This window comes from Achromobacter sp. (assembly GCF_032102605.1).
Taxonomy (GTDB): domain Bacteria; phylum Pseudomonadota; class Gammaproteobacteria; order Burkholderiales; family Burkholderiaceae_B; genus Achromobacter.
On sequence record NZ_DAMDGT010000002.1, the window covers coordinates 501,551 to 522,000 of the forward strand.

21 protein-coding genes are annotated in these 20,450 nt (G+C 65.5%); 13 read left to right on the top strand and 8 right to left on the bottom strand.

The features are described 5' to 3' along the window. Positions 1-4 precede the first annotated feature (4 nt). Positions 5-403, top strand: coding sequence for a hypothetical protein (locus RT614_RS07085; RefSeq protein WP_313621283.1), 399 nt, complete (start codon positions 5-7; stop codon positions 401-403). 53 nt (positions 404-456) lie between these two features. Further along, positions 457-1,074, top strand: a complete 618-nt coding sequence (locus tag RT614_RS07090; protein WP_313621285.1) for a hypothetical protein — start codon at positions 457-459, stop codon at positions 1,072-1,074. A 7-nt stretch (positions 1,075-1,081) separates the two neighbouring features. Here RT614_RS07090 and RT614_RS07095 read toward each other — a convergent pair whose 3' ends face one another. Beyond that, entirely contained in the window at positions 1,082-1,483 is a 402-nt protein-coding gene (locus tag RT614_RS07095; protein WP_313621286.1) for a hypothetical protein, read from the bottom strand. A 149-nt stretch (positions 1,484-1,632) separates the two neighbouring features. Here RT614_RS07095 and RT614_RS07100 point away from each other — a divergent pair, with 149 nt between their 5' ends. Then, a complete protein-coding gene (locus tag RT614_RS07100; RefSeq protein WP_313621287.1) occupies positions 1,633-2,901 on the top strand; it encodes an SH3 domain-containing protein in 1,269 nt (422 codons plus the stop codon). 102 nt (positions 2,902-3,003) lie between these two features. Beyond that, complete coding sequence (locus tag RT614_RS07105) at positions 3,004-4,047, top strand: histone deacetylase family protein (protein WP_313621289.1); 1,044 nt, start codon at positions 3,004-3,006, stop codon at positions 4,045-4,047. A gap of 51 nt (positions 4,048-4,098) precedes the next feature. Here RT614_RS07105 and RT614_RS07110 read toward each other — a convergent pair whose 3' ends face one another. Next, on the bottom strand, positions 4,099-5,433 hold the full coding sequence (locus tag RT614_RS07110) for an MFS transporter (RefSeq protein ID WP_313621291.1): 1,335 nt from the start codon (positions 5,431-5,433) through the stop codon (positions 4,099-4,101). A gap of 219 nt (positions 5,434-5,652) precedes the next feature. Between RT614_RS07110 and cyoA the strand changes: the two genes are divergently transcribed. The 5 genes from cyoA (at position 5,653) to RT614_RS07135 (ending at position 10,595) form a co-directional block, all read left to right on the top strand. After that, complete coding sequence (gene cyoA / locus RT614_RS07115) at positions 5,653-6,693, top strand: ubiquinol oxidase subunit II (RefSeq protein ID WP_313621292.1); 1,041 nt, start codon at positions 5,653-5,655, stop codon at positions 6,691-6,693. A 63-nt stretch (positions 6,694-6,756) separates the two neighbouring features. Continuing rightward, positions 6,757-8,760: a cytochrome o ubiquinol oxidase subunit I gene (cyoB, locus tag RT614_RS07120; protein WP_313621294.1), complete on the top strand. Its 2,004-nt coding sequence runs from the start codon at positions 6,757-6,759 to the stop codon at positions 8,758-8,760. Beyond that, the gene (cyoC, locus tag RT614_RS07125; protein ID WP_313621295.1) at positions 8,753-9,397 is read left to right on the top strand and encodes a cytochrome o ubiquinol oxidase subunit III; all 645 of its coding nucleotides are present in this window, start codon (positions 8,753-8,755) and stop codon (positions 9,395-9,397) included. Before cyoB ends, cyoC begins: the two co-directional genes overlap by 8 nt. Then, the gene (gene cyoD / locus RT614_RS07130; RefSeq protein ID WP_313621297.1) at positions 9,394-9,819 is read left to right on the top strand and encodes a cytochrome o ubiquinol oxidase subunit IV; all 426 of its coding nucleotides are present in this window, start codon (positions 9,394-9,396) and stop codon (positions 9,817-9,819) included. The genes cyoC and cyoD overlap by 4 nt, the downstream gene beginning before the upstream one ends. Then, on the top strand, positions 9,819-10,595 hold the full coding sequence (locus tag RT614_RS07135; protein ID WP_313621298.1) for an SURF1 family protein: 777 nt from the start codon (positions 9,819-9,821) through the stop codon (positions 10,593-10,595). The genes cyoD and RT614_RS07135 overlap by 1 nt, the downstream gene beginning before the upstream one ends. Before the next feature lie 122 nt (positions 10,596-10,717). On the opposite strand, the gene RT614_RS07140 is transcribed toward RT614_RS07135, so the two are convergent. The 3 genes from RT614_RS07140 to RT614_RS07150 all read right to left on the bottom strand — a co-directional run bounded on the left by RT614_RS07140 (position 10,718) and on the right by RT614_RS07150 (position 14,035). Continuing rightward, a complete protein-coding gene (locus RT614_RS07140; protein WP_313621300.1) occupies positions 10,718-12,418 on the bottom strand; it encodes a nicotinate phosphoribosyltransferase in 1,701 nt (566 codons plus the stop codon). Positions 12,419-12,431: 13 nt separating this feature from the next. Next, positions 12,432-13,280 (bottom strand): ribose-phosphate diphosphokinase, encoded by an 849-nt coding sequence (gene prs, locus RT614_RS07145; protein WP_313621301.1) that lies wholly within the window; start codon positions 13,278-13,280, stop codon positions 12,432-12,434. A gap of 101 nt (positions 13,281-13,381) precedes the next feature. After that, entirely contained in the window at positions 13,382-14,035 is a 654-nt protein-coding gene (locus RT614_RS07150; protein WP_313621303.1) for an NUDIX hydrolase, read from the bottom strand. A 254-nt stretch (positions 14,036-14,289) separates the two neighbouring features. On the opposite strand from RT614_RS07150, the gene RT614_RS07155 reads away from it, so the two are divergent. Then, on the top strand, positions 14,290-15,396 hold the full coding sequence (locus tag RT614_RS07155; protein WP_313621305.1) for a porin: 1,107 nt from the start codon (positions 14,290-14,292) through the stop codon (positions 15,394-15,396). 54 nt (positions 15,397-15,450) lie between these two features. Here RT614_RS07155 and RT614_RS07160 read toward each other — a convergent pair whose 3' ends face one another. Beyond that, positions 15,451-16,119, bottom strand: a complete 669-nt coding sequence (locus RT614_RS07160) for an ankyrin repeat domain-containing protein (protein ID WP_313621306.1) — start codon at positions 16,117-16,119, stop codon at positions 15,451-15,453. A gap of 198 nt (positions 16,120-16,317) precedes the next feature. Here RT614_RS07160 and RT614_RS07165 point away from each other — a divergent pair, with 198 nt between their 5' ends. Further along, positions 16,318-17,649 (top strand): ParB/Srx family N-terminal domain-containing protein, encoded by a 1,332-nt coding sequence (locus tag RT614_RS07165; RefSeq protein WP_313621308.1) that lies wholly within the window; start codon positions 16,318-16,320, stop codon positions 17,647-17,649. Positions 17,650-17,694: 45 nt separating this feature from the next. Here RT614_RS07165 and RT614_RS07170 read toward each other — a convergent pair whose 3' ends face one another. Then, positions 17,695-18,303, bottom strand: coding sequence for a glutathione S-transferase family protein (locus RT614_RS07170; RefSeq protein WP_313621309.1), 609 nt, complete (start codon positions 18,301-18,303; stop codon positions 17,695-17,697). 118 nt (positions 18,304-18,421) lie between these two features. Between RT614_RS07170 and RT614_RS07175 the strand changes: the two genes are divergently transcribed. Further along, positions 18,422-19,396: a YafY family protein gene (locus tag RT614_RS07175; RefSeq protein WP_313621311.1), complete on the top strand. Its 975-nt coding sequence runs from the start codon at positions 18,422-18,424 to the stop codon at positions 19,394-19,396. A 5-nt stretch (positions 19,397-19,401) separates the two neighbouring features. Here the strand turns inward: RT614_RS07175 and RT614_RS07180 are convergent, their stop codons facing one another. Continuing rightward, entirely contained in the window at positions 19,402-19,770 is a 369-nt protein-coding gene (locus RT614_RS07180; RefSeq protein ID WP_313621313.1) for a hypothetical protein, read from the bottom strand. A 229-nt stretch (positions 19,771-19,999) separates the two neighbouring features. On the opposite strand from RT614_RS07180, the gene RT614_RS07185 reads away from it, so the two are divergent. Next, the gene (locus RT614_RS07185; protein ID WP_313621315.1) at positions 20,000-20,446 is read left to right on the top strand and encodes a gas vesicle protein; all 447 of its coding nucleotides are present in this window, start codon (positions 20,000-20,002) and stop codon (positions 20,444-20,446) included. Positions 20,447-20,450: the final 4 nt, after the last annotated feature.

Genomic DNA, 20,450 nt, shown 5'->3' on the forward strand with positions numbered 1-20,450 from the left:
CTCAATGAAGAAAATCATCTGGCTCGCTTTCGCCGTGCTCGCGGCGCTCTGGACCGGGCTGGTGGCGCTGACGCTTCAGCTTACCGACTGGGTGCTGGCGACCATCGCCACCGCCCACATCCCCGGCAGCGCGGTCGACACCTCGCAATGGGTCGCCCCCGCCTGGGCGGCCGCCTGGGTCGACCCGGCCTGGCTGGCATCGCTGCAGGGCGGTCTGGTCTGGGCCGCACAGGGTCTGAACCAGGTCCTGCCCTTCGCCGGCAGCCTGGGCACGCTGATCACCGTGCTGGGCTGGATCTGCTGGGGCTTCATCATGGCGGGCCTGCTGGTGCTGGCGCTGATCCTGCACTGGCTGGCTGGCAAGCGGCAGCGGGACGCGGCCCCTGGCCGTCAAGTGGTGTAAAAAGGGGCAGGCAACGCGCCGCCCGGGCACGCTGCCCCTAACCGGAGCGTGCCGTGCCCTCTCGATCCACCCGTTTCCTTTCCGTGCTGCTGCTGGCGCTTCTGTCTTGCGCCGCCGCGGCGCAGGCACAAGCGTCGCCCGCTCCGCATGGGGTGGAAGTCTGCACGGTGACGGGGACGTCGGGACAGTACAGCGTGCGGGTGCGCAACACGGGCGCCACGACGCTTTCGCATGCGGACGTCGTCGGCGTGCACCTGAACGCCAGCGGCCAGGGCAGCGGCAACATCACCGTCAGCCTGAAGGACGTGCCCGCCGGCAAGTACAAGACCGCGGTCCTGGCGCGCCACGGTGAATCCGCCGCGCTGGTCAGCATCGCCACCTACCAGACCATCAAGGGCGTGGATACGCCGCAGCAAGAGCTGTACGCCGGCAAGGTCGCCCATGTGGCGCACGGCTCCGCGCTGCAATACACGCTGGCTCCGCTGGCGCTGCGCGGCTGGACCGTGGCCTATGGCACGGCGCAGAGCCCCAAACTGGAAGCGGGCAGCGCGGTGCTTCTCATCTATCCCGCGCGCACCGGCAAGAAGCGCGACGTCACGCGGCCCGACGCGGGGCGCACGCCATCGGACGTGGTGCCGCTCAAGCCCTGCGCGGGCTCCGGCAAACACTGACGGCGTCTTACGTTCCGCTCAGCAGGTCGCGCTCGTTCAGAAGCGCATAGACGATCTCGGGCCGGTTATCGAAACCGCGCCGGATCGCCGCGGGAAGCGACGTTCGCGTCTTGCGGCAAAGCCCCGGCAGGTCCTCGAGCTGGATCGAGATGCCGCGCGACGTGCGCACCTCGTTGTCGCTGGGCGTGATGAGGATCACGATGCCCAACTGGGCCTGGATGCGCCCCTGCATCGCGCGCAGGTCTTCCAGGCTGGCGATGTTTTCCAGCCGCGCCACCAGGCGTTTTTCCTCTTCGCGCGTCAGCCGCAGCACGCGCACGTCCGACGCCGGGTCGGCCAGCAGCCGCTCGCGGTCGCAGACACAGGCGCCGGGCGGACATTCTTGGCGGATGGGAAACGGGAAGTTCATGGGGACGAGTGCGCCAGACGAGACGGCGCGGTCATGCCTATCACTGGATTCTACCCAGGATGAACGAGCGCCCGCGACCGCGCACTGCTCGTTTACCCGCAAGCCGCTGGGGCATAATGCCCGGCTGATCCGACTCGAGGGATGAACAGGTGAAAGCCATTCTGCTTGCGGCCGTGCTGGCGACGATGGGACAAAGCGCCACGGCGCGCGAATTTTCCTACCCCATCAAGGCAGGCATGCCCGCCACGGTGACGACAAACGGCGGCGAGCACGAGCGCGCCACGGTGCGCGTGGGCAGTGGCTCCGAGCAGGCGCTGGGCGAGTTCGACGAGGAAATCGACGAGATGCTGGCCGTCGACATCGACCACGACGGATATCAAGACCTGGTGCTGGGGCAGAGCGGCGGCGGTTCGCAGGTTGTGAGCCGGCTGTTCCTCTACCGTCCCGACAACGGCGGCTTCCAGGAAATCCGGCATCCTGGCGGGGACGCCAGCCCCTGCCACGGCTTCGTCAATCTGTCGTTCCACGCCGAACGCCCCGAGTTCAGCGTCGCCTGCCGCTATGGCGCCGGCAGCCATGGATTCGAGGAATACGTGCTGCGTCCGGACGGCACGGTCCACGCCACATCGTGGACCACCCAGGCCTTGTTCGAGCTGGAGACCGCCCAGGCCGAACTGACTTACCGGTTCACTGATGGCGGCGCCATCGACGGGATCGACATCGAAGGCGAAGGCTCGCCCCTGGAAGACGGCGTCGTGCCGGTGAGCAAACTGGACATGTACGACGCTCCCGACGTGAACGCCCGCCCGTCCATGACCGCCGCCGACAACGAGCCGCTGCAGGTCGTGGCGGTGCGGCCTCGGGGCTGGCTTCAGGTCCGCACCGCCGGCGATGCACTGAAATGGGTGCGGTATGGCGATCTGCGCGTTGACAAGCACCGCTACCAACCCGCGCCGCCCGCCGAAGGCGGCCTGGAACTGACGCTTTTCAATTACCTGGACGAGTGGGACGACGAGGAATCCGGCGGCCGCTTCACGCTTGGCCTGGACAACCACGGCGCGGCTCCCATCACCCTGCCCGCCCCCCGCGTGTGGCTGCTGCTGATCAACGAGCGGGGCGACCGCATCGTGCATCCATTGCTGCTGGCGGACCGCATTGCGCTGGGACCGGCCCACGGACCGGCCGGCACAAGCGGGATCGCGCTCGCGGACGCGCCGGTGCGATGGCAACCGGACGAGGGCAACGACGGCAAGCCCGCCTACATGATCCGCGAGAACGAAGCCAGCTTCGTTCCCGTGCTGCCCGAGCTGGCCAAGGGCCGCTACCGCATGACGGCCGTCGTGACCGATCCGGGCGGCCTTCAGGCGCCCCTGTATTCGAACGAGGTCGAGATCGACTATCCGTTCCCGAAGCGGTGACGAGCCTTACCAGTAGTAGTTCACGACGTGGTCGTTTATATTTTCCGGCCCCTATAGCGGCGCATCCGCATTTCGCAACGTCTATCCCAGGACCCTTCCCCCGTGCTGATCTTCCATAACCCCGTCCACGACAAACACAGCGGCCGCCACGAGATGTTCCGCGGCAAGCTGGTTCCCTGTCACGAAACGCCGGCGCGACTGGAGTTCGTGCTGGACGCGCTGCGCCAGCGCGGCATCGGCGAACTGCGCACGCCTTCGACCCCGGACATGGACCTCATCAAGCGCGTCCATGCGCCACGCTACCTGGACTTTCTGGCAAGCGCGTGGAACGAATGGATCGCGTTGGATCCGGCGAACGCCGAACTGGACGTGCTGCCGTCGATCTGGCCCGTGCGCGGCTTTCGCCATGACGTCGAGCCCACCAACTTTTCCGCGCGTGTCGGCCTGTTTTCGTTCGACAGCGGCTGTCCACTGACTGCCGGCACCTGGGAAGCCGCGACCGCCGGCGCCGCATGCGCCATCGAGGCGGCCCGCGCCGTGGCCGCCGGCCAGGGCCTGCGCGCCGCGATGGCGTTGACGCGCCCGCCCGGCCATCACGCCGGCACGGACTTCTTCGGCGGCTACTGCTTTTTGAACAATGCCGCGCTGGCGGCCCAGGCGCTGCGCGACGCGGGTGCGCAGCGCGTCGCCGTGCTGGACGTGGACTATCACCATGGCAACGGCACGCAAAGCATCTTTTACGAACGCGGCGACGTGCTGACGGTATCCGTGCACGGCGATCCGACCACCGAATATCCGTTCTATCTGGGTTATGCCGATGAACGCGGCGAAGGCGAAGGCCAGGGCTGCAACCTGAACCTGCCCCTGCCGGCCGGCAGCGATTTCGCGACGTGGACGCGCGCGCTGGAGCAAGGCCTGGAAGCCGTGCGCGCCTTCAAGGCGGATGCGCTGGTGGTGGCGCTGGGCGTGGACACGTACGAAGGCGATCCGATTTCGAAGTTCAAGCTGAAGAGCGCGGATTACCTGCAGGTGGGACGCATGGTGGCGGGCCTGGGCCTGCCGGCGGTCTTCACGATGGAAGGCGGCTATGCGGTTGCCGACGTGGGCGTGAACGTCGCCAACGTGCTGGAAGGTTATCTGGGCTGAACGCCGGAGCGCTGCGCCCCCAAAGACATCCTGGATTGAGCGCGCAGGCGCTCAGTCGCGCGTTTCCAGCACCTTGTTGATGCGCAGCGCCAACAGCGTGCAGGCTACACCGGACAGCAGGTACACGCTGACCGCCACCAACCCGAAGCGCGCCGACAGGCCCAGGGCCACCAGCGGCGCGAAGGCTGCGCCGACCAGCCATGCCATGTCGGACGTCAACGCCGCGCCGGTATAGCGGAAGCGCCGCGTGAAGTTGGCCGTGACCGTGCCTGATGCCTGACCGTACGACAGCCCCAGCAGCGCGAAGCCGATCAGGATGAACGCATCCTGCGCCTTGGGTCCGCCGCCCAGCAGCCAGGGCGACACCACGGCGAACACGCCAATCAGCATCGCCAACAGCCCCAGCGTGGTGCGCCGGCCGATGCGATCGGCCAGCCACCCCGACGCGATCGTGCCCAGGATGCCGATCACCGCGCCGATGATCTGCACGATCAGCACGTCGGAAATCTGTTGTGTGCCGCTGACAGCGATCCACGACAGCGGAAACACCGTGACCAGATGGAACAACGCATAGCTGGCCAGCGCGGCAAAGGCGCCGATGAACAGGTTGTAGCCCTGCTGGCTGATGATCTCGGTAATGCTGATGGGTTCGAGCTCGCCCTCTTCCAGCAACTGCGTGTATTCCTCGGTGACCACCAGCCGCAGCCGAGCGAACAGCGCGACCACGTTGATCGCGAACGCCACGAAGAACGGGTAGCGCCAGCCCCATTCCAGGAAGTCGGCCTGCGTCAGCGTCAGGTGCAAATAAAGAAAGAGCGCGCTGGCCACCATGAAGCCGACGGGCGCGCCCAGCTGACCCATCATGGAATACCAGCCGCGGCGATTGGGCGGCGCGTTCAACGCCAGCAGCGACGGCAAGCCGTCCCATGAGCCGCCGAACGCCAGGCCCTGCAGACAGCGAAACACCGCAAGCAGTGTGATGGCGTGCACGCCGATGGCGTTGTAGCTCGGCAGGAACGCCATGCCCACCGTTGCCGTTCCCAGCACGAACAATGCGACGGTCAGCTTGGTGGCGCGACCGAACCGGCGCTGGATCGCCATGGACACGGCGGTGCCGATGGGCCGCATGATGAACGCAAAGGAGAAGATGACGAAGGCCCAGAGCGTGCCTTCCAGCGGTTCTTCGAAGGGAAAGAACACCTTCGGAAAAACCAGCACGCATGCGATGCCGAAGACGAAGAAATCGAAGTATTCGGACGCGCGTCCCACCACCACGCCGACGGCGATTTCACCGGGCGCCACCTTGGCGTGGCTGGTTCCGCCGCTGATCGCGCCGGGGCCCGGCGCGGGCGAGGAATGACCAGGATATTGCGTGGTGGTCGACATGGGTTCGCTCGCAAAAGAAGGGTTCGAATACGCCTTGTCTACGATCCTGCACACACCCGTAGCACGGTACGCCCATAACGCCGCTAGCTGCAAGCCCCAACAGCCAGGACTGCCCGGCATGCGTTCCCGTGCATACTTTTGCTCTTTTTACCCTAGATTTTTCGCGGCTTCCAGCGTAGTGTTTCGTTTACTTCCCACGGTTACGTTCGGGGTATGGCCATGTCGTCCTTCCCAAGGCTCCGCGGATTGTTCCTGTTTGCCGCCCTGCCGATGCTCGCCGGTTGCAATGCGGTCCTGCTCTCGCCATCCGGCGACGTGGCCGTGCAACAACGCAACCTGATCATCATTTCCACCGGCCTGATGCTCATCATCATCGTGCCGGTGATCATCCTGACGCTGCTGTTCGCATGGCGCTATCGCGCCAGCAACAAGGACGCCGCGTACGATCCCGACTGGAACCACTCCACCATGCTGGAGCTTCTGATCTGGGCCGCGCCGCTGCTGATCATCATCGCACTGGGCGCACTGACCTGGGTCAGCACCCACCAGCTTGATCCCTACCGCCCGCTTGCACGCCTGTCCGAAGGCCGCGAGGTTCCCGCGGGCACCAAGCCGCTGGTGGTCGAGGTCGTCGCGCTGGACTGGAAGTGGCTCTTTCTTTATCCCGAGCAGGGCGTCGCGGCAGTGAACGAAATGGCCGCGCCGGTCGATCGTCCCATCCAGTTCAAGATCACCTCGTCGTCGGTGATGAACTCTTTCTTCGTGCCTGCGCTGGCCGGCCAGATCTACGCGATGCCCGGCATGCAGACCACGCTGCACGCCGTGATCAACCACCCCGGCGAATACGAGGGCCTGTCCGCCAACTACAGCGGATCGGGCTTTTCCGGCATGCGTTTCAGCTTCCACGGTCTGAACCAGAAGGGCTTCGACGACTGGGTGGCGGCGGCGCGCAAGTCCACCGGCGCGCTTGACCGCGCGGCCTACCTGAAGCTCGAACAACCCAGCGAGCGCAATCCCGTCCAGCACTTCGCCTCGGTCGCGCCCGGCCTCTTCGAGGCCATCGTGAATCGCTGCGTGGAACCCAACCGCATGTGCATGCGCGATGCGATGGCCATCGACGCACAAGGCGGCGCCGGCATACCGGGCGCGCACAATCTCACCACCATGGACCCCCAGCTGCGCGAGCGCCTGGGGCTGGAATCGCCGCCGCGCAAGTATGTGGGCGCCATGTGCACGGCTTCCGAAGGGCTGGTCCTGTAGCGCGGCCAGCTTTTCGGCACGCTACGTGCTCCATGTCATCGCAGTCTTTTTGCTGGAATCGAGATGCCTGATCAACCTGACATCACCAAGCTGATCTTCGGCCGTCTTACCTGGGACGCCATTCCATTGCACGAGCCCATCCTGCTGGTCACCTTTTTCATGGTGGCGGTGGGCGGCATCGTGGTGCTCGGTTCCATCACGTACTACAAGAAGTGGGGCTACCTGTGGCACGAGTGGTTCACCAGCATCGACCACAAGAAGATCGGCATCATGTATGTGATCCTGGGCATCGTGATGCTGCTGCGCGGCTTTGCCGACGCCATCATGATGCGGGCGCAGCAGGCCGTGGCCTTCGGTGATTCCACCGGCTACCTGCCGCCGCACCACTACGACCAGATCTTCACGGCGCACGGCGTGATCATGATTTTCTTCGTGGCCATGCCGCTGGTCACGGGACTCATGAACTACATCGTCCCGCTGCAGATCGGCGCGCGCGACGTGGCCTTTCCGTTCTTGAACAACTTCAGTTTCTGGATGACGACGGGCGGCGTGATCCTGGTGATGATGTCGCTGTTCGTGGGCGAATTCGCGCGCACCGGCTGGCTGGCGTACCCGCCTTTATCAGGCATCCTGCACAGTCCTGACGTGGGGGTCGACTACTACATCTGGGCCTTGCAGATAGCGGGGGTCGGGACGCTGCTATCCGGCGTCAACCTGCTGGTCACCATCGTGAAGATGCGCGCGCCGGGCATGAAGCTGATGCGCATGCCCATCTTCACCTGGACCGCGCTGTGCACCAACGTGCTGATCGTGGCGGCCTTTCCGGTGCTGACGGCGGTGCTGGCGCTGCTGTCCATGGACCGCTACGTCGGCACCAACTTCTTCACCGCGGACTTCGGCGGCAACGCCATGATGTACGTGAACCTGATCTGGATCTGGGGCCACCCCGAGGTCTACATCCTGATCCTGCCCGCGTTCGGCATCTTTTCTGAAGTGGTGTCCACCTACTGCCGCAAGCGCCTCTTCGGCTACGCGTCCATGGTCTACGCCACGGTCGTGATCACGGTGCTGTCGTACCTGGTGTGGCTGCACCATTTCTTCACCATGGGGTCCGGCGCCAGCGTGAACTCGTTCTTCGGGATCACGACAATGATCATCTCGATACCGACGGGCGCGAAGATCTTCAATTGGCTCTTCACGATGTACCGCGGGCGCATCCGCTTTGAAGTCCCGATGCTGTGGACCCTCGGTTTCATGGTCACGTTCGTGATCGGGGGAATGACGGGCGTGCTGCTGGCGGTTCCTCCCGCCGACTTCGCCTTGCACAACAGTCTGTTCCTGATCGCCCACTTCCATAACGTGATCATCGGCGGCGTGCTGTTCGGGCTGATGGCCGGCATCACCTACTGGTTCCCCAAGGCCTTCGGCTACAAGCTTGATCCGTTCTGGGGCAAGTGCTCGTTCTGGTTCTGGCTGGTGGGCTTCTATGTCGCGTTCATGCCGCTCTATGTGCTGGGCCTGATGGGCGTGACGCGCCGCGTGAACCACTTTGAAGACATGTCCTTGCAGATCTGGTTCCAGATCGCGGCGTTCGGTGCGCTGCTCATTGCCTGCGGCATCGCCAGCTTCATCATCCAGCTCGTGGTCAGCTACCGCCGCCGCGAGCAGCTGCGCGACACCACGGGCGACCCCTGGGACGGCCGCACGCTGGAATGGTCCACGTCATCGCCGCCGCCCAATTACAACTTCGCCTTCACGCCGCGCGTGCATGACCTGGACGCCTGGTGGCAGATGAAGCAGCACGGCTATCAACGCCCGCAGCAGGGATTCATTCCGATCCACATGCCGAAGAACACCTGGGCGGGCATCGTGCTGGCGGGGATCAGCGTGGTCATGGGCTTTGCGCTGATCTGGCACATGTGGCCGCTGACGGTGCTGTCGTTTGCGGCGCTGATCCTCGTGTCGATCATCCATACCTTCAACTACAAGCGGGAATACTACGTGCCGGCCGCCGAGGTCGTTGCCACGGAAGACGCCCGCACAAGGCTGTTGGCCCAACATGTCTGATACCACGCTAGCCCAACCCATGCCAGGCGGCGCGGCGCCGCCTTCGGAGCCCGTGTTCTACGTACCCGGCGAACACCACCCCAAGAACGGCACGATGCTGGGGTTCTGGGTCTACCTGATGAGCGACTGCCTCATCTTTGCGTGCCTGTTCGCCGTGTACGGCGTGCTGGGCCGCAGTTTTGCGGCGGGGCCGTCCGGCGCCGACCTGTTCGACCTGTCGCTGGTGGCGGTGAACACGGCGCTGCTGCTGCTGTCCTCCATCACCTACGGCTTCGCCATGCTGGAAATGCGGCGCAACCGGATCGGTGCGACTCAGATCTGGCTTGCGGTGACCGGCATCCTGGGCCTGGGCTTTCTGTCGCTGGAACTGTACGAGTTCTGGCATCTGATCCACCAGGGCGCCGGCCCGCAGCGCAGCGCCTTCCTGTCGGCCTTTTTCACGCTGGTCGGCACGCACGGGCTGCACGTCACCTTCGGCATCGTCTGGCTGGTGACGTTGATGCTCCAGGTGCGCCTGCACGGCCTGATTCCCGAAAACCGCCGCCGCCTGATGTGCCTGTCGATGTTCTGGCACTTCCTGGATTTGATCTGGGTGGGCGTCTTCACCTTCGTGTACCTGATGGGAGTGCTGCCATGAGATCGGACACGGACAACCTGGCCGATACCGGACACGGGGGCCATCACGACCACCATGACCACCATGACCACCACGACGATGACGACGGCGTCGCCCACGGCACCCTCAAAAGCTACCTGACCGGCTTCGTGCTGGCGGCCATCCTGACCGCCATCCCGTTCTGGCTGGTCATGGACCGTGTCATCGACAGCTCGCGCGTCACGGGGCTGGTGATCCTGGCCTTCGCGGTGGTGCAGATCGTGGTGCACATCATCTACTTCCTGCACCTGGACACCAAGTCCGAAAGCGGGTGGAACATGTTGGCGTTAATATTCACGCTTGTGCTGGTCGTCATTACGCTCAGCGGATCCATCTGGATCATGTACCACCTGAACTCCAACATGATGCCCATGTCCACGCATGACATGCGCAAGATGCCCTGATGGCCGTAGTCAAAGACATTTCTTCACGCGACACCTCCCGTAATCCGCGCCGCAAGGCAACCCTGGTCATCCTGGGGTTGCTGGCGGTCGCCGTCTTCGCGGGGCTGTGCGCCCTGGGCACCTGGCAGGTGCATCGGCTGGCCTGGAAACGCGCGCTGATCGCGCAAGTCGACGAGCGGGCCCACGCGCCGGCCACCCCGGCCCCCGGCAAGAACGAGTGGGCGGGGCTCACGTCCGACAACGCCGAATACCGTCACGTTTCCGTGGCCGGCACCTACAGCTTCGACCAGCAGACGCTGGTGCAGGCGGCCACCGAACTGGGCAGCGGCTACTGGGTCATGACGCCGCTGAAACTGGACGACGGAAGCACGGTGCTGGTCAACCGCGGCTTCGTGCTGCCGGAATGGCGCAAGGCTCAGGCCAGCACGGCGCAGCCGCCCGCCCCCGCACAGGTCACGGGCCTCTTGCGCATGGGCGAACCCGGCAGCGGATTCCTGCGCAACAACGATCCGGCGTCCAACCTCTGGTATTCGCGTGATCTTCCGGCCATCGCCGCCGCGCGCGGCCTGACCGACGTTGCGCCCTACTTCATCGACGCCGACGCGGCTTCGAGCGCCGGCAAGGACCCCGCCAAGGCGCCGGTGGGCGGCCTGACGGTGATCAACTTCCCGAACAACCACCTGGTCTACGCCATCACCTGGTATGCGCTGGCGCTGATGGTGATCGTGGGCGTGGTGATCTTCGTGCGCGAAGAAAAGAAGGCGCGCCGGCGCTAGCACTCCCGCACGCGATTCCAAGACGGAAAACGCGTCCTTGCGGACGCCGTTTTTACTTGCGGGCCGGGCCGCGGCCGCTGGGCTCAGCCGCCAGGATCAACCGCCCGGATCAGCCGCCCGGATCAGCAGCCGGGCCAGCGGACGCTGCCGGGCTCGGGGCACACCCACGAACCTTGCAGCCGCTCGCGGATCTGGGCGAGGCTCTGTTCGACCAGCAACTCGCCGTCGCGGAATACCGGCGCCAGTGCGCCGCCCGCCGCCTGTTCTGGCGTCTGCTGGTCGTGCAGCACGTAGCCGTCCGGCGTCTCGTCCACGCGCAGCAGTCCCTTGGCGGACTTCTTCACGCCGGAATCCGTGACCGGATCCTTGACGAGTTCCTGCGGTTCGCCGTTGACCTCGGCATACGTCGCCTTCAAAGCCCATCCGAAGGTGTCGCGCGTGAGGTACTGGTAGGTGTAGGACCCGATGCCCAGCACCACGTTGCCCGACGCAAATCCCTTGCGTTCCAGGCGCACCAGGATGTCGCGCGCCCGCGTCAGCGTGATGGAATCGCCGTAGATCAGGCCGACGTGCGGATCCAGCAGCTTGTAGCCGCGATCGGTTTGCACACCGCCAAAGGTGTCCCACAGGCACTGCACCGCGCCCTTGACCTCTGCCGCCCGCAGCGTCTGCTGCGCGCCTGCGCCCTCGTCCAGCAGCCAGTACGTGCCCGTGGCGGCGTCTCGCACGGCCTCGAAACCGTCGGCCTGCGCCTGCGCCATGGCCGCGCGGTCCTGCACGTTCGGCACGTCGGTGCAGAAATAGCCCGTCAGGATCTTCACGGGGTCGCCCGAGTCCGGCCGGAACACGACCTTGGCGTTGCCGTAGGCATCCGCGCCGCGGCCCAGGATCTCGGGCTTGAGCGCCGCCGCGAAGTCCGTCACGACCTGCCAGAAGTCCCAGGTGTCCGACACCACGGACACGATGCCGGCGGGATAGACCTGCGTGACGAGGCGCCGGATGGTTTCGATCTCGCCTTCCTGGCTGCCCAGGCACATCACCGAGTGCTCGGTGGCGGGCACCGAGCCGCCGATGAGTTCGCGGTCGGAATCGGCGTTGTAGATGTCTTCCAGGTAATCGATGGCGGGAATGGTGTCGGTGCCGGTGAAAGACAGGAGGTGCCCTGCGCCGCACTTGCGGGCGTCGTACAACCCGGCCATGCCGCGCATGGAGAAGTCGTGGCCCTGCCAGTTCACGAAGTCCATCGGGCTGCCGGTCAGTTGCGCAAAGTACGTCAGCAGCTTGCGGTATTCGAAGGCGATGGTGGCCACCGTCGACGGCTTCCAGGATTCGCAGCTGAACAGGGTTTCGATGTAGGTCACCAGCCAGGCGAATTCCGGCCGGGTGTTCACGAACGTGACCGGCGGCACCCGGATATCGACGCGCGCGCCTTCCGGCACCGAGCGGATTTCCAGCGGCAGGTAGCCCAGTTCATACAAGGCCCGCAGGTGATCGACCGTGACCGCGCCCTTGCCCAGCGCGTTGTCCACGCGGCGCTGGTACTGGCGCACCGCCGCTTCCGCCGGCTTGCCGAAGAATTCACGATTGAACAGGCCGATCAGGATTTCCTTGATGAAGCCCTGCAGGCCGAACCACACGATCTTGTCGTCGAAGAGCTCCGGCAGCACTGGCGCCAGCCGTGCCGAGCGCGGCGTGAAGTTGGCCAGGATCTTGTTGGTGCCCTTGGGGTACTGGAAGGGGTGGCCAGTCTTGTAGAAGTCCGCCTGCAGAAAGGGATTGAGGCCGTTCTTCAGCACGGGGGCCAGGGTTTCGGGAGCATTCATGGTGGATTCCTTCTTAATTGACCAGCACGGGGATGGCTGCGCCCGCAGCCGGTGCGCCTTCGGCGCGCGTCCAGTCATACGCGGTAAAAATGTCGGCGTAGCGGGCGCTCAGTTCGGCCAGGCCTTTGCTGAAGATGCCATGCGTGACATACAGATAGAGCGGCTGGGTGGTCTTGTCGCGCAGGGCGGCCGCCAGTTCCAGGAAGGTGCGGCCGCCGTCGCAAATGTCGTCGACCACCAGCACCGGCTGGGCCGGGATATCGTCGGGCACGCGCGTTTCAGTGATGCGTCCGGTCCGCGGATCGCGGACCTTTTCCGCATATCGGACGTCGGCAACGCCCAGCGCCTTGGCCAGCGCCTGCACCCGCTTGCGGGCGCCGGCATCCGGAGCCATCAGCGTGACGCCGCCAGCAAAGGCCGGCGCGGCCAACGCCTTTTTCAGGAACGCGGCGGCGTCCACCACCCGCACCCGCTGCAACAAAGCCGGCGTAACGTCGCTGTGCGGTTCCACGATGGTCACGGTGGCGTATTGCTGGTCGTTGATCAGCTTGCAAAACACCGCCGCCCCCAGCGCCTCGCCCGGATTGCACACGCGGTCCTGGCGGGCGTACGGCACATAGGGCATGTCCAGGTGCACCGGCGCGGCGGGGTTCAGGCGGCGCAGCGCATCCGTCAGCATCAGCAACTGCATGACGTCGTCGGCGGACTTCAACAGCGCGTGGATGCGGAAGTCTGTGACGGCGTCCGCTTGCTCGCGCAATTCGGCCGGCACCGTGACCTGGCATTCGCCGGCCGGGAACTTGAACGAAGCCGGCGTGCCGCTCTGGCGTTGTCCGTTTACTACCGCAGTGATCGTGAACATGGTCGTCTCTTAGTGGCAATTCAAAACTAAGTGACACCAGTATAGATGCACTTATTGTTGTTTTGCAACTATCAACGCAACAAATTTGAACGGCCGCCACTTCAGGCGACGCTGCGGTCGAACAGGGTGAAGTCCTTCAGCCGGTACAGGCGGGCAGGACGCTGCGCGCCGCCAACGTAATCATCGGTGGCCTCCAGCACGTCCCAGGCTTCCATCTTGCGGCGGAAATTGGACTTTTCGAGGCGGGTCTGCAGGATGGCCTCGTAGGTGTGCTGCAGTTGGGTCAGCGTAAAACGCTCGGGCAACAGGAAGAATGGAAGCGTGGAATAGCTGGACTTCCCGCGCAGCCGGGTCACCGCTGCTCCCACGATATCGGCGTGGTCGAACGCCAGCGGCGGCAAGTTATCCACACTGACAAAACGAAAATCCGCGCGCGTGGCGGCTTCGAGTTCGGCGGCTGGCACCAGCGCAACATAGGACACCGACAGCGACCACTGCCGGGGATCACGGTGCTGCCCTGAAAACACCTGGAGCTGTTCCAGATAGCGCGGTTCAAAGCCGGTCTTGTCGCGCAGCACCCGCCGGATGCTGTCTTCGGTGGATCCGTCTTCGTTCGCGTGCACCACCCCGCCCGGCAGCGCCATGGCGCCCGCGCAAGGCTCGCGGTCGCGCTGGTGCAATGCGACTTCCAGGCCGGAATCGCGCAGGGTAAGGAGAACGGCGTCGACGGTGACGAGTGGCTGCGGATAGTCCACGGGGGCAGGGTTCCAGGGGTTGAGCTTCGGGGCAAGATGCCACTATGAAGCCCTGCGGTCAATCCGCCCCTTGTTTGAGCCATTTGGAACGAAAACGCCGCCTCATAAATAGCCAGATTTAGACCGAAATTGCCGCCGGATAACGCCAAATAGCGCGTTGTTTTACACTACGCCCCAAGGAACACCGCTGGGTTGATACCTGGCGCCGTGTTCCTTTTGCTTTTTTCACAACCTTTATCCCAGGAGTTCCCCGGATGAAAAAGACGCTCCTCGCCGCCGCAACGCTGGCTGCTTTCGCAGGCGTTGCTCAGGCAGAACCGTCAGTCACTCTCTATGGTGTCATCGACACCGGCATTGGCTACAACAAGATCAAGGGCGACGGATACAGTGGTTCCAAGCTCGGCATGATCAACGGCATCCAGGCCGGCTCCCGCTGGGGCCTGCGCGGATCCGACGATCTGGGAGACGGCCTGCGCGCCATCTTCACGCTGGAAAGCGGGTTCGATTCCGCCAACGGGCAGCGCGGCCAGTCCGGCCGCATCTTCGGCCGCCAAGCCACCATCGGCCTGGCCAACGACGCCTGGGGCTCGCTGGAATTCGGCCGCCAGGCGACGGTCGGTTCCAATTACCTGGCCGACATCGACCCGTTCTACACCAGCTACACCCAATCCAACCTGGGCCTGGGTTTCAGCGCGGCCAACACCATGCGCTGGGACAACATGGTCATGTACCGCACCCCGTCGGTGAACGGCTTTGAAATGGCCGTGGGCTATTCCTTCAGCGCGGACGACACGACGACGGACCAGACCGGTTTCGGCACCGCCGACAACACCCGCGGCATCACCGCCGGCCTGCGCTACGTGCAGGGCCCGCTGAACGTGGCGCTGACCTACGACCAGTTGAACGGCGCCAACCGCAGCAGCATCGACAACGGCGCCACGCCGCGCCAGTACGCACTGGGCGTGTCGTACGACCTGGAAGTGGTCAAGCTGGCGGCCGCCTACGGCCGCACCACCGACGGCTGGTTCGTCGGCCAGGACCTGCCGGCCGGCACGCCGTTCAGCGACGAGTTCGGCACGAACCGCTTCGTGGACGGCTTCAAGGCCAATTCGTACATGCTGGGCGCGACCATGCCGATCGGCGGCGCCAGCAGCCTGTTCGCCTCGTGGCAACACGTTGCGCCGTCCAACGACAAGCTGACGGGCGACGACGCCAACATGAACGTCTACAGCGTGGGCTACACCTACGACCTGTCCAAGCGCACCAACCTGTACGCCTATGGCTCGTACGGCACGGACTACGCGTTCATCGACGGGTTGAAGAGCACCGCCGCGGGCGTGGGCATCCGCCACCAGTTCTAAGCGGATGTGAAGCCGGCCCGCCATGCGGCGCCGGCTTTTTTTGCGCCCGGGCCGTTACTTCGCCTGGGCGCGCTCCAGCATTTGGACAATTTCGGTCTGCCCGCGCTGGCGAGCGTGCCGAAGCGGGCTGATCCCGTCGTTGTCGGGCAGGTTCACATCGGCCCCACCTTCTATCAGCAACGCAACGATGGCCTGATGCCGCGGCCCGCCATCGCTAAGGATGATGGCCTCCAGCAGGCCGGTCCAGCCCAGCCGGTTGACGTGGTTCGGGTCCACCCCGGCTTGCAGCAGCCGATTCACGACCTCGACATGGCCGCGTTCGCACGCGGGTATCAAGGCTGTCCCGCCGTAGCGGTTGGTGCTTTTCAGGTCGGCGCCATGGGTCAGCGTCAGCTCCAGGATCTCTTGATAGCCCCGCGCTCCCGCCAGCAGATAGGCGCTGTCCTGCATGCGGTTCTGCGTATTCACATTCGCGCCGGCTTCGATCAGCACGCCCGCGGCCGCTGCGTGGTTGCCCTGGGTGGCGCGCAGCAAGGGCGTATTGCCCTCTTCGTCGCGCGTCTCGAGCGGCGCGCCCTGCGCCACAAGGTCACGCACGCGCGTGGTGTCGCCCTTCGCGGCCGCCTCCAGGAGTTGCGCGCCCCGGTCCTGCGCGGCCACGCCGCCGCCGATGGCGGTCAGGGCCAGCACGACGCAGACCCGCCAGAATTTGATGCAAGCCATTGCCGGTGTCCTCCTTGATGGTGATGTGCATGCTCGCGCCGCCACGGACTCTGCCGGAGGGCGCGCCGCCATTATCTCCTTGCCGCCGGCTATGCGCGGACATAAGCTCGGTTCCATTCGCGGTGCAGTGCAATGTGCAGGAAACAAGCGTCCGGCATGATCGGCCTCCCTTACTGATCGCAGCCCCCAAGAACTGCCATGCCTCTTCGTTCCCGTTTCGACCTTTCCGCTTCCGCCCGCCTTCAGCGCCGCCTGCTGCGCGTTTTCGCAGTGGCCCTGCTGCCGCTGGCCCTGGCCGCCTGCAACGGCGGCAGCGACGATGCCGATGAAGAACCGCCGGTCACGGCGCCGCCTCCGGTCGTCGAAACCCCGGCCCCGGAACCCGAGGCGCCCCCGCGCAACACGGCTTACCTGAGCGCCAAGTCCGGCGACGTCATCCAGGTCCGCATCGAGGAACTGAATCCCACCCAGGCGGCCATCGGCTACGACCAGATCTACTACAAGTTGGGCCGCTGGCAGGGTGACTTCGACCGCGCGACCTGGGCCGCGACCCCTGCGCTGCAACTGGACTATCTGAACCGCACGGTCGGCAAGAAGTTCGACGACTACTGCGAAGACGTGGGCGGCGCCGAGCGCGCGCAAAAGTTCCAGAGCATCGCCGAGGCGCGCGCCGCCCGCCTGGACCAGCCGGACACGTTTACCTGCAAGGACGCCCCCGGCACGAACACCGCCAACCTGAAGACCGTCGTCGTCGGCTGGGACGGCAACCTGTACCTGACCGACGGCCATCACACGTTTTCGTCGTTGCGCGAGATCTTCGACGGCGGCCCCAAGCTGCCGGTGTGGGTGAAGGTCGACGCCAACTACAGCGATCTCACCTCCGCCTCGGCCTTCTGGCAGCGCATGGTGGACGAACGCCGCGCCTGGCTGCGCGACGGACAGAATCAGCCGATCACCGTGGACCAATTGCCCGCGCGCCTGGGCTTGCCCAACGCGCAGGAGGCAGGCGGCATGCAGGAAGACCGCTACCGTTCGCTGGTGTATTTCACGCGCGACATCGCGTACAGCAACGGCGATCTGCCTGAATTCGCGGAGTTCCTGTGGGGCGACTGGCTGCGCCGCCAGGCCGCCGCCAACCAGTTGCCGGCGTTGGACCAGTACAAGATGCAGGCCCCCGCCACGCCTGCTCAGATTCTGGCCGTGAGCACGCTGGACAAGGATATCCTGCCCACCGGCGCCAGCGACAGCTATGCGGCCGCCGTGCGCGACGCGTCGCTGAAGATGAGCGCGCTGACCGACACCGATATCGTGTTCGAAGACCGCAATGCGGCCAGCCTGGGGCGAATCGCTCTCGTCCCGGGCGCCGCCAGCGGCTCGCCCACCAAGACGGCGCGGGACACGCTGGAAGAGCTTCCCCGCGATGACGTCAAGACGTCCGACTCCACCCCCCGCGGCGCCGGCAAGCTGTGGTTCGCCGTCAACTACCGCACCTGCGGCAAGCCGGCGGCGGGCACCTGCTGGGGCTGGTGACGGCAGCACCCCGCGCGGCGCCATGAACCGCGCGGGGTTCCAGACTTAGACATCGCCCTGCATCGCGGGCCTGGCCTGCACCCGGCTCAACCAGGCCTGCACGCGCGGGTGGGATCCCACCGGCGCGCCCAGGTAGGCGCTGTAGCCCAGCACCGAGCCGACCACCAGGTCGGCCAGCGAATAGGCCGCCCCGAGCAGCCATTCGCGCGATGCAAGATGGCCGTCAAGCACCGCGAGCAGCGCGTCCATGTCGTCAAGCGCGATCTGCGCCTGGATTGCATCCCGACGCGGGCCCTCGCCCTCTGCGGCCATGTACCGGCGCGATAGCGCCGCGCCATAGCTGACGTAGGCCCACGCGCACCACGACATCGCCTGAAGGCGCTCGGGCGTGCCGGCCGCGGGCCACAGGCCGCGTTCCACGCCAAAGCGCTCGCCCAGCCAAAGCTGGATGGCCAGCGTTTCGAACATGGGCGCGCCGTCCACCGTCAGGGTCGGAACCTTGCCGTTCGGATTCAACGCCAGGAATTCGGGCCGGCGCTGTTCGCCCGTCCGGATGTCCACTTTGACGCGTTCATGGGCCACGCCAAGCTCCGCGAGGGCGCTGGCGACGGGTGAGGCGCTGGACATGGGGTGCCAATACAGGACGATGGACATGTGGAAAAGCTCCGATGTTGAAGAGGGTTGGCGTTGCGGCCGGTGCCGCTGAAAACAGCCGCCACTGTAGAATCCATTGCGGACAGATTCCGCCCTCGATTCGCGCTATCTTGCCCCCATGCTTCGCTCCAGCAATCGTCTCCTGCGCCTGCTCTCCCTTTTGCAGACCCGCCGCCACTGGTCCGGTTCAGACCTGGCGCAGACGCTGTCCGTCCACCCGCGCACGCTGCGCCGGGACATCGACCGGCTGCGCGAACTGGGCTATCCCATCCATGCCAGCAGTGGCGTGGCCGGCGGCTACGCCTTTCGAGCCGGCCAGGCCCTGCCGCCCTTGCTGCTGGACGACGACGAGGCCCTGGCCGTCGCGATCACGTTGCGCACGGCCGCCACGGGCGCGGTGGGCGGCATTGAAGAAACCGCGCTCCGCGCGCTGGTCAAGCTGGAACAGGTGATGCCCGCGCGGCTGCGCGGCCGGGTCGACGCGCTGCGCGCCGCCATCGTGCCCATGGAGCGCGACGGACCGAACGTGGACGCGGCCGTGCTTGCCGCCCTGGCCGCCGCGTGCCGCGACCAGTTGCAGATCGGCTTCGATTACACCGACGGCCGCGGTCAGGCCAGCACCCGGCTGGTCGAGCCCCAGGGCATGGCGTACACCGGATATCGCTGGTATCTGGTGGCATGGGATCCGACGCGCGACGACTGGCGCACGTTCCGCATCGACCGCATCGCAGGAATGCCAAGCGTGGGCAGACATTTCGCGCCCCGCGCTTCGCCCGAGGGAGGCGACTTGCGCGCGTTCGTGGCGCGCTCCGTCAGCGCGCCGCCCTATTCCGAACCGCCACGGGTTGTCCTGCATGCGCCGCTTGCGGCCATGGTGGCGCGCATTCCGGCTTCATCGGGCCGGCTGGAAGCGCTGGACGACCAGCGCTGCCTGCTGCATTGCGGCGCGCACTCACTGGATGCGCTGACGTATTGGCTGATGGCGCTGGATGTGGAATTCGAAGTGCTGGCGCCGGCCGAACTGAGCGACCGCCTGCGCCGCGCGCAGGAGCGGCTGGCTCGAAGCCTGGCACGCAGCCCGGCCGCCGGCTAGCCCGGTCAGAGCACTTCTTTGGTGTTTTCCGCCTTGGCCAGCTGCTGCATGGCCAACGAGACCTTCGCCGCGACTTCCAGCCGTTCGGCCGCCGACATGGCGTCGTATTCGGCCTTGGAAATACCCAGGCTCGCCAGGGCCGCGTAGAACATCTTGTCCTCGAGCGACATCGAGGCATAGTCCATGAATTCCTGCTCGGCCTGGGACGGCGCGGCCTGCGAGGCGCCCGAAACGCCGCCCGCCATGGCCGAGCGGTTGCGCTCGGTTGCGCTGGCGAACGCGGCACGGAAACCGTCGTCGCGCGATCCGGACCGCGAAGCCGTTTCCGGCTGGCCGGAACCGGCGCCGATACCCAGGATGTTCACGCTGCTCATTCGGATGCTCCAAAAGAAATGCGGCGCGATGCGCATGGCCAGCGCCAAGAACACGTTGGCCGCCCATCGCGGGATGGATCTTCAGGCTGCCAAATTACTGCGGACGATGCCCGCCGGATGAACCGGTCACGCGGCCGAACCCCCCGTTTATCGCGCAATTGCCGCGCAGGCATTCTTCGCTTCTTTCTAGTATCTTGTGCCTCTTGCAAACCCTACTGAGACCGCTTTCATGAGCATCGACCCCACCTCCGGCCAGCCTGCTTCCGCCGTTCCCGGCGCGGACGCCTTCCTGCAGTTCCTGGTCAATCTGGTGAACAACGGCAGCCAGATCGAAAGCATCGGCGTGACGCTGCAGATGGGCGGCATGCTGGTGTCCGGCTCGATCGTGTCGGGCGCCGAGTACTTCGACAGGTTCGCTGCGAATTTCACCAGTTCCCTCGAATCCCTGGACGCCGGCACGCGCCAGACGGTGCATGCGTCGCTGGCCGAGCTGGGCGACGTTTTCCGCCTGCCCCAGCCTGTCGATCCGCTGCCCAACTACATCCACCTGGCCGACGCCCTCTTCTTCACCGCCGACGGCACGCCCATCGCCGGACAGCCCACGCTGTGGCGCGGACGCACCAGCGCGGTGGACGGGTTCATCCTGGGCCGCCTGCAATCGGAAGCGGCGGTATAGGTTG

Excerpts from the sequence above, each read along its gene's own strand:
- RT614_RS07085 (WP_313621283.1), top strand. The coding sequence starts at position 5 with ATGAAGAAAATCATCTGGCTCGCTTTCGCCGTGCTCGCGGCGCTCTGG.
- RT614_RS07095 (WP_313621286.1), bottom strand. The coding sequence starts at position 1,483 with ATGAACTTCCCGTTTCCCATCCGCCAAGAATGTCCGCCCGGCGCCTGT.
- RT614_RS07110 (WP_313621291.1), bottom strand. The coding sequence starts at position 5,433 with ATGTCGACCACCACGCAATATCCTGGTCATTCCTCGCCCGCGCCGGGC.
- cyoA (WP_313621292.1), top strand. The coding sequence starts at position 5,653 with ATGTCGTCCTTCCCAAGGCTCCGCGGATTGTTCCTGTTTGCCGCCCTG.
- cyoB (WP_313621294.1), top strand. The coding sequence starts at position 6,757 with ATGCCTGATCAACCTGACATCACCAAGCTGATCTTCGGCCGTCTTACC.
- cyoC (WP_313621295.1), top strand. The coding sequence starts at position 8,753 with ATGTCTGATACCACGCTAGCCCAACCCATGCCAGGCGGCGCGGCGCCG.
- cyoD (WP_313621297.1), top strand. The coding sequence starts at position 9,394 with ATGAGATCGGACACGGACAACCTGGCCGATACCGGACACGGGGGCCAT.
- RT614_RS07135 (WP_313621298.1), top strand. The coding sequence starts at position 9,819 with ATGGCCGTAGTCAAAGACATTTCTTCACGCGACACCTCCCGTAATCCG.
- RT614_RS07140 (WP_313621300.1), bottom strand. The coding sequence starts at position 12,418 with ATGAATGCTCCCGAAACCCTGGCCCCCGTGCTGAAGAACGGCCTCAAT.
- prs (WP_313621301.1), bottom strand. The coding sequence starts at position 13,280 with ATGTTCACGATCACTGCGGTAGTAAACGGACAACGCCAGAGCGGCACG.
- RT614_RS07155 (WP_313621305.1), top strand. The coding sequence starts at position 14,290 with ATGAAAAAGACGCTCCTCGCCGCCGCAACGCTGGCTGCTTTCGCAGGC.
- RT614_RS07160 (WP_313621306.1), bottom strand. The coding sequence starts at position 16,119 with ATGGCTTGCATCAAATTCTGGCGGGTCTGCGTCGTGCTGGCCCTGACC.
- RT614_RS07165 (WP_313621308.1), top strand. The coding sequence starts at position 16,318 with ATGCCTCTTCGTTCCCGTTTCGACCTTTCCGCTTCCGCCCGCCTTCAG.
- RT614_RS07170 (WP_313621309.1), bottom strand. The coding sequence starts at position 18,303 with ATGTCCATCGTCCTGTATTGGCACCCCATGTCCAGCGCCTCACCCGTC.
- RT614_RS07175 (WP_313621311.1), top strand. The coding sequence starts at position 18,422 with ATGCTTCGCTCCAGCAATCGTCTCCTGCGCCTGCTCTCCCTTTTGCAG.
- RT614_RS07180 (WP_313621313.1), bottom strand. The coding sequence starts at position 19,770 with ATGAGCAGCGTGAACATCCTGGGTATCGGCGCCGGTTCCGGCCAGCCG.
- RT614_RS07185 (WP_313621315.1), top strand. The coding sequence starts at position 20,000 with ATGAGCATCGACCCCACCTCCGGCCAGCCTGCTTCCGCCGTTCCCGGC.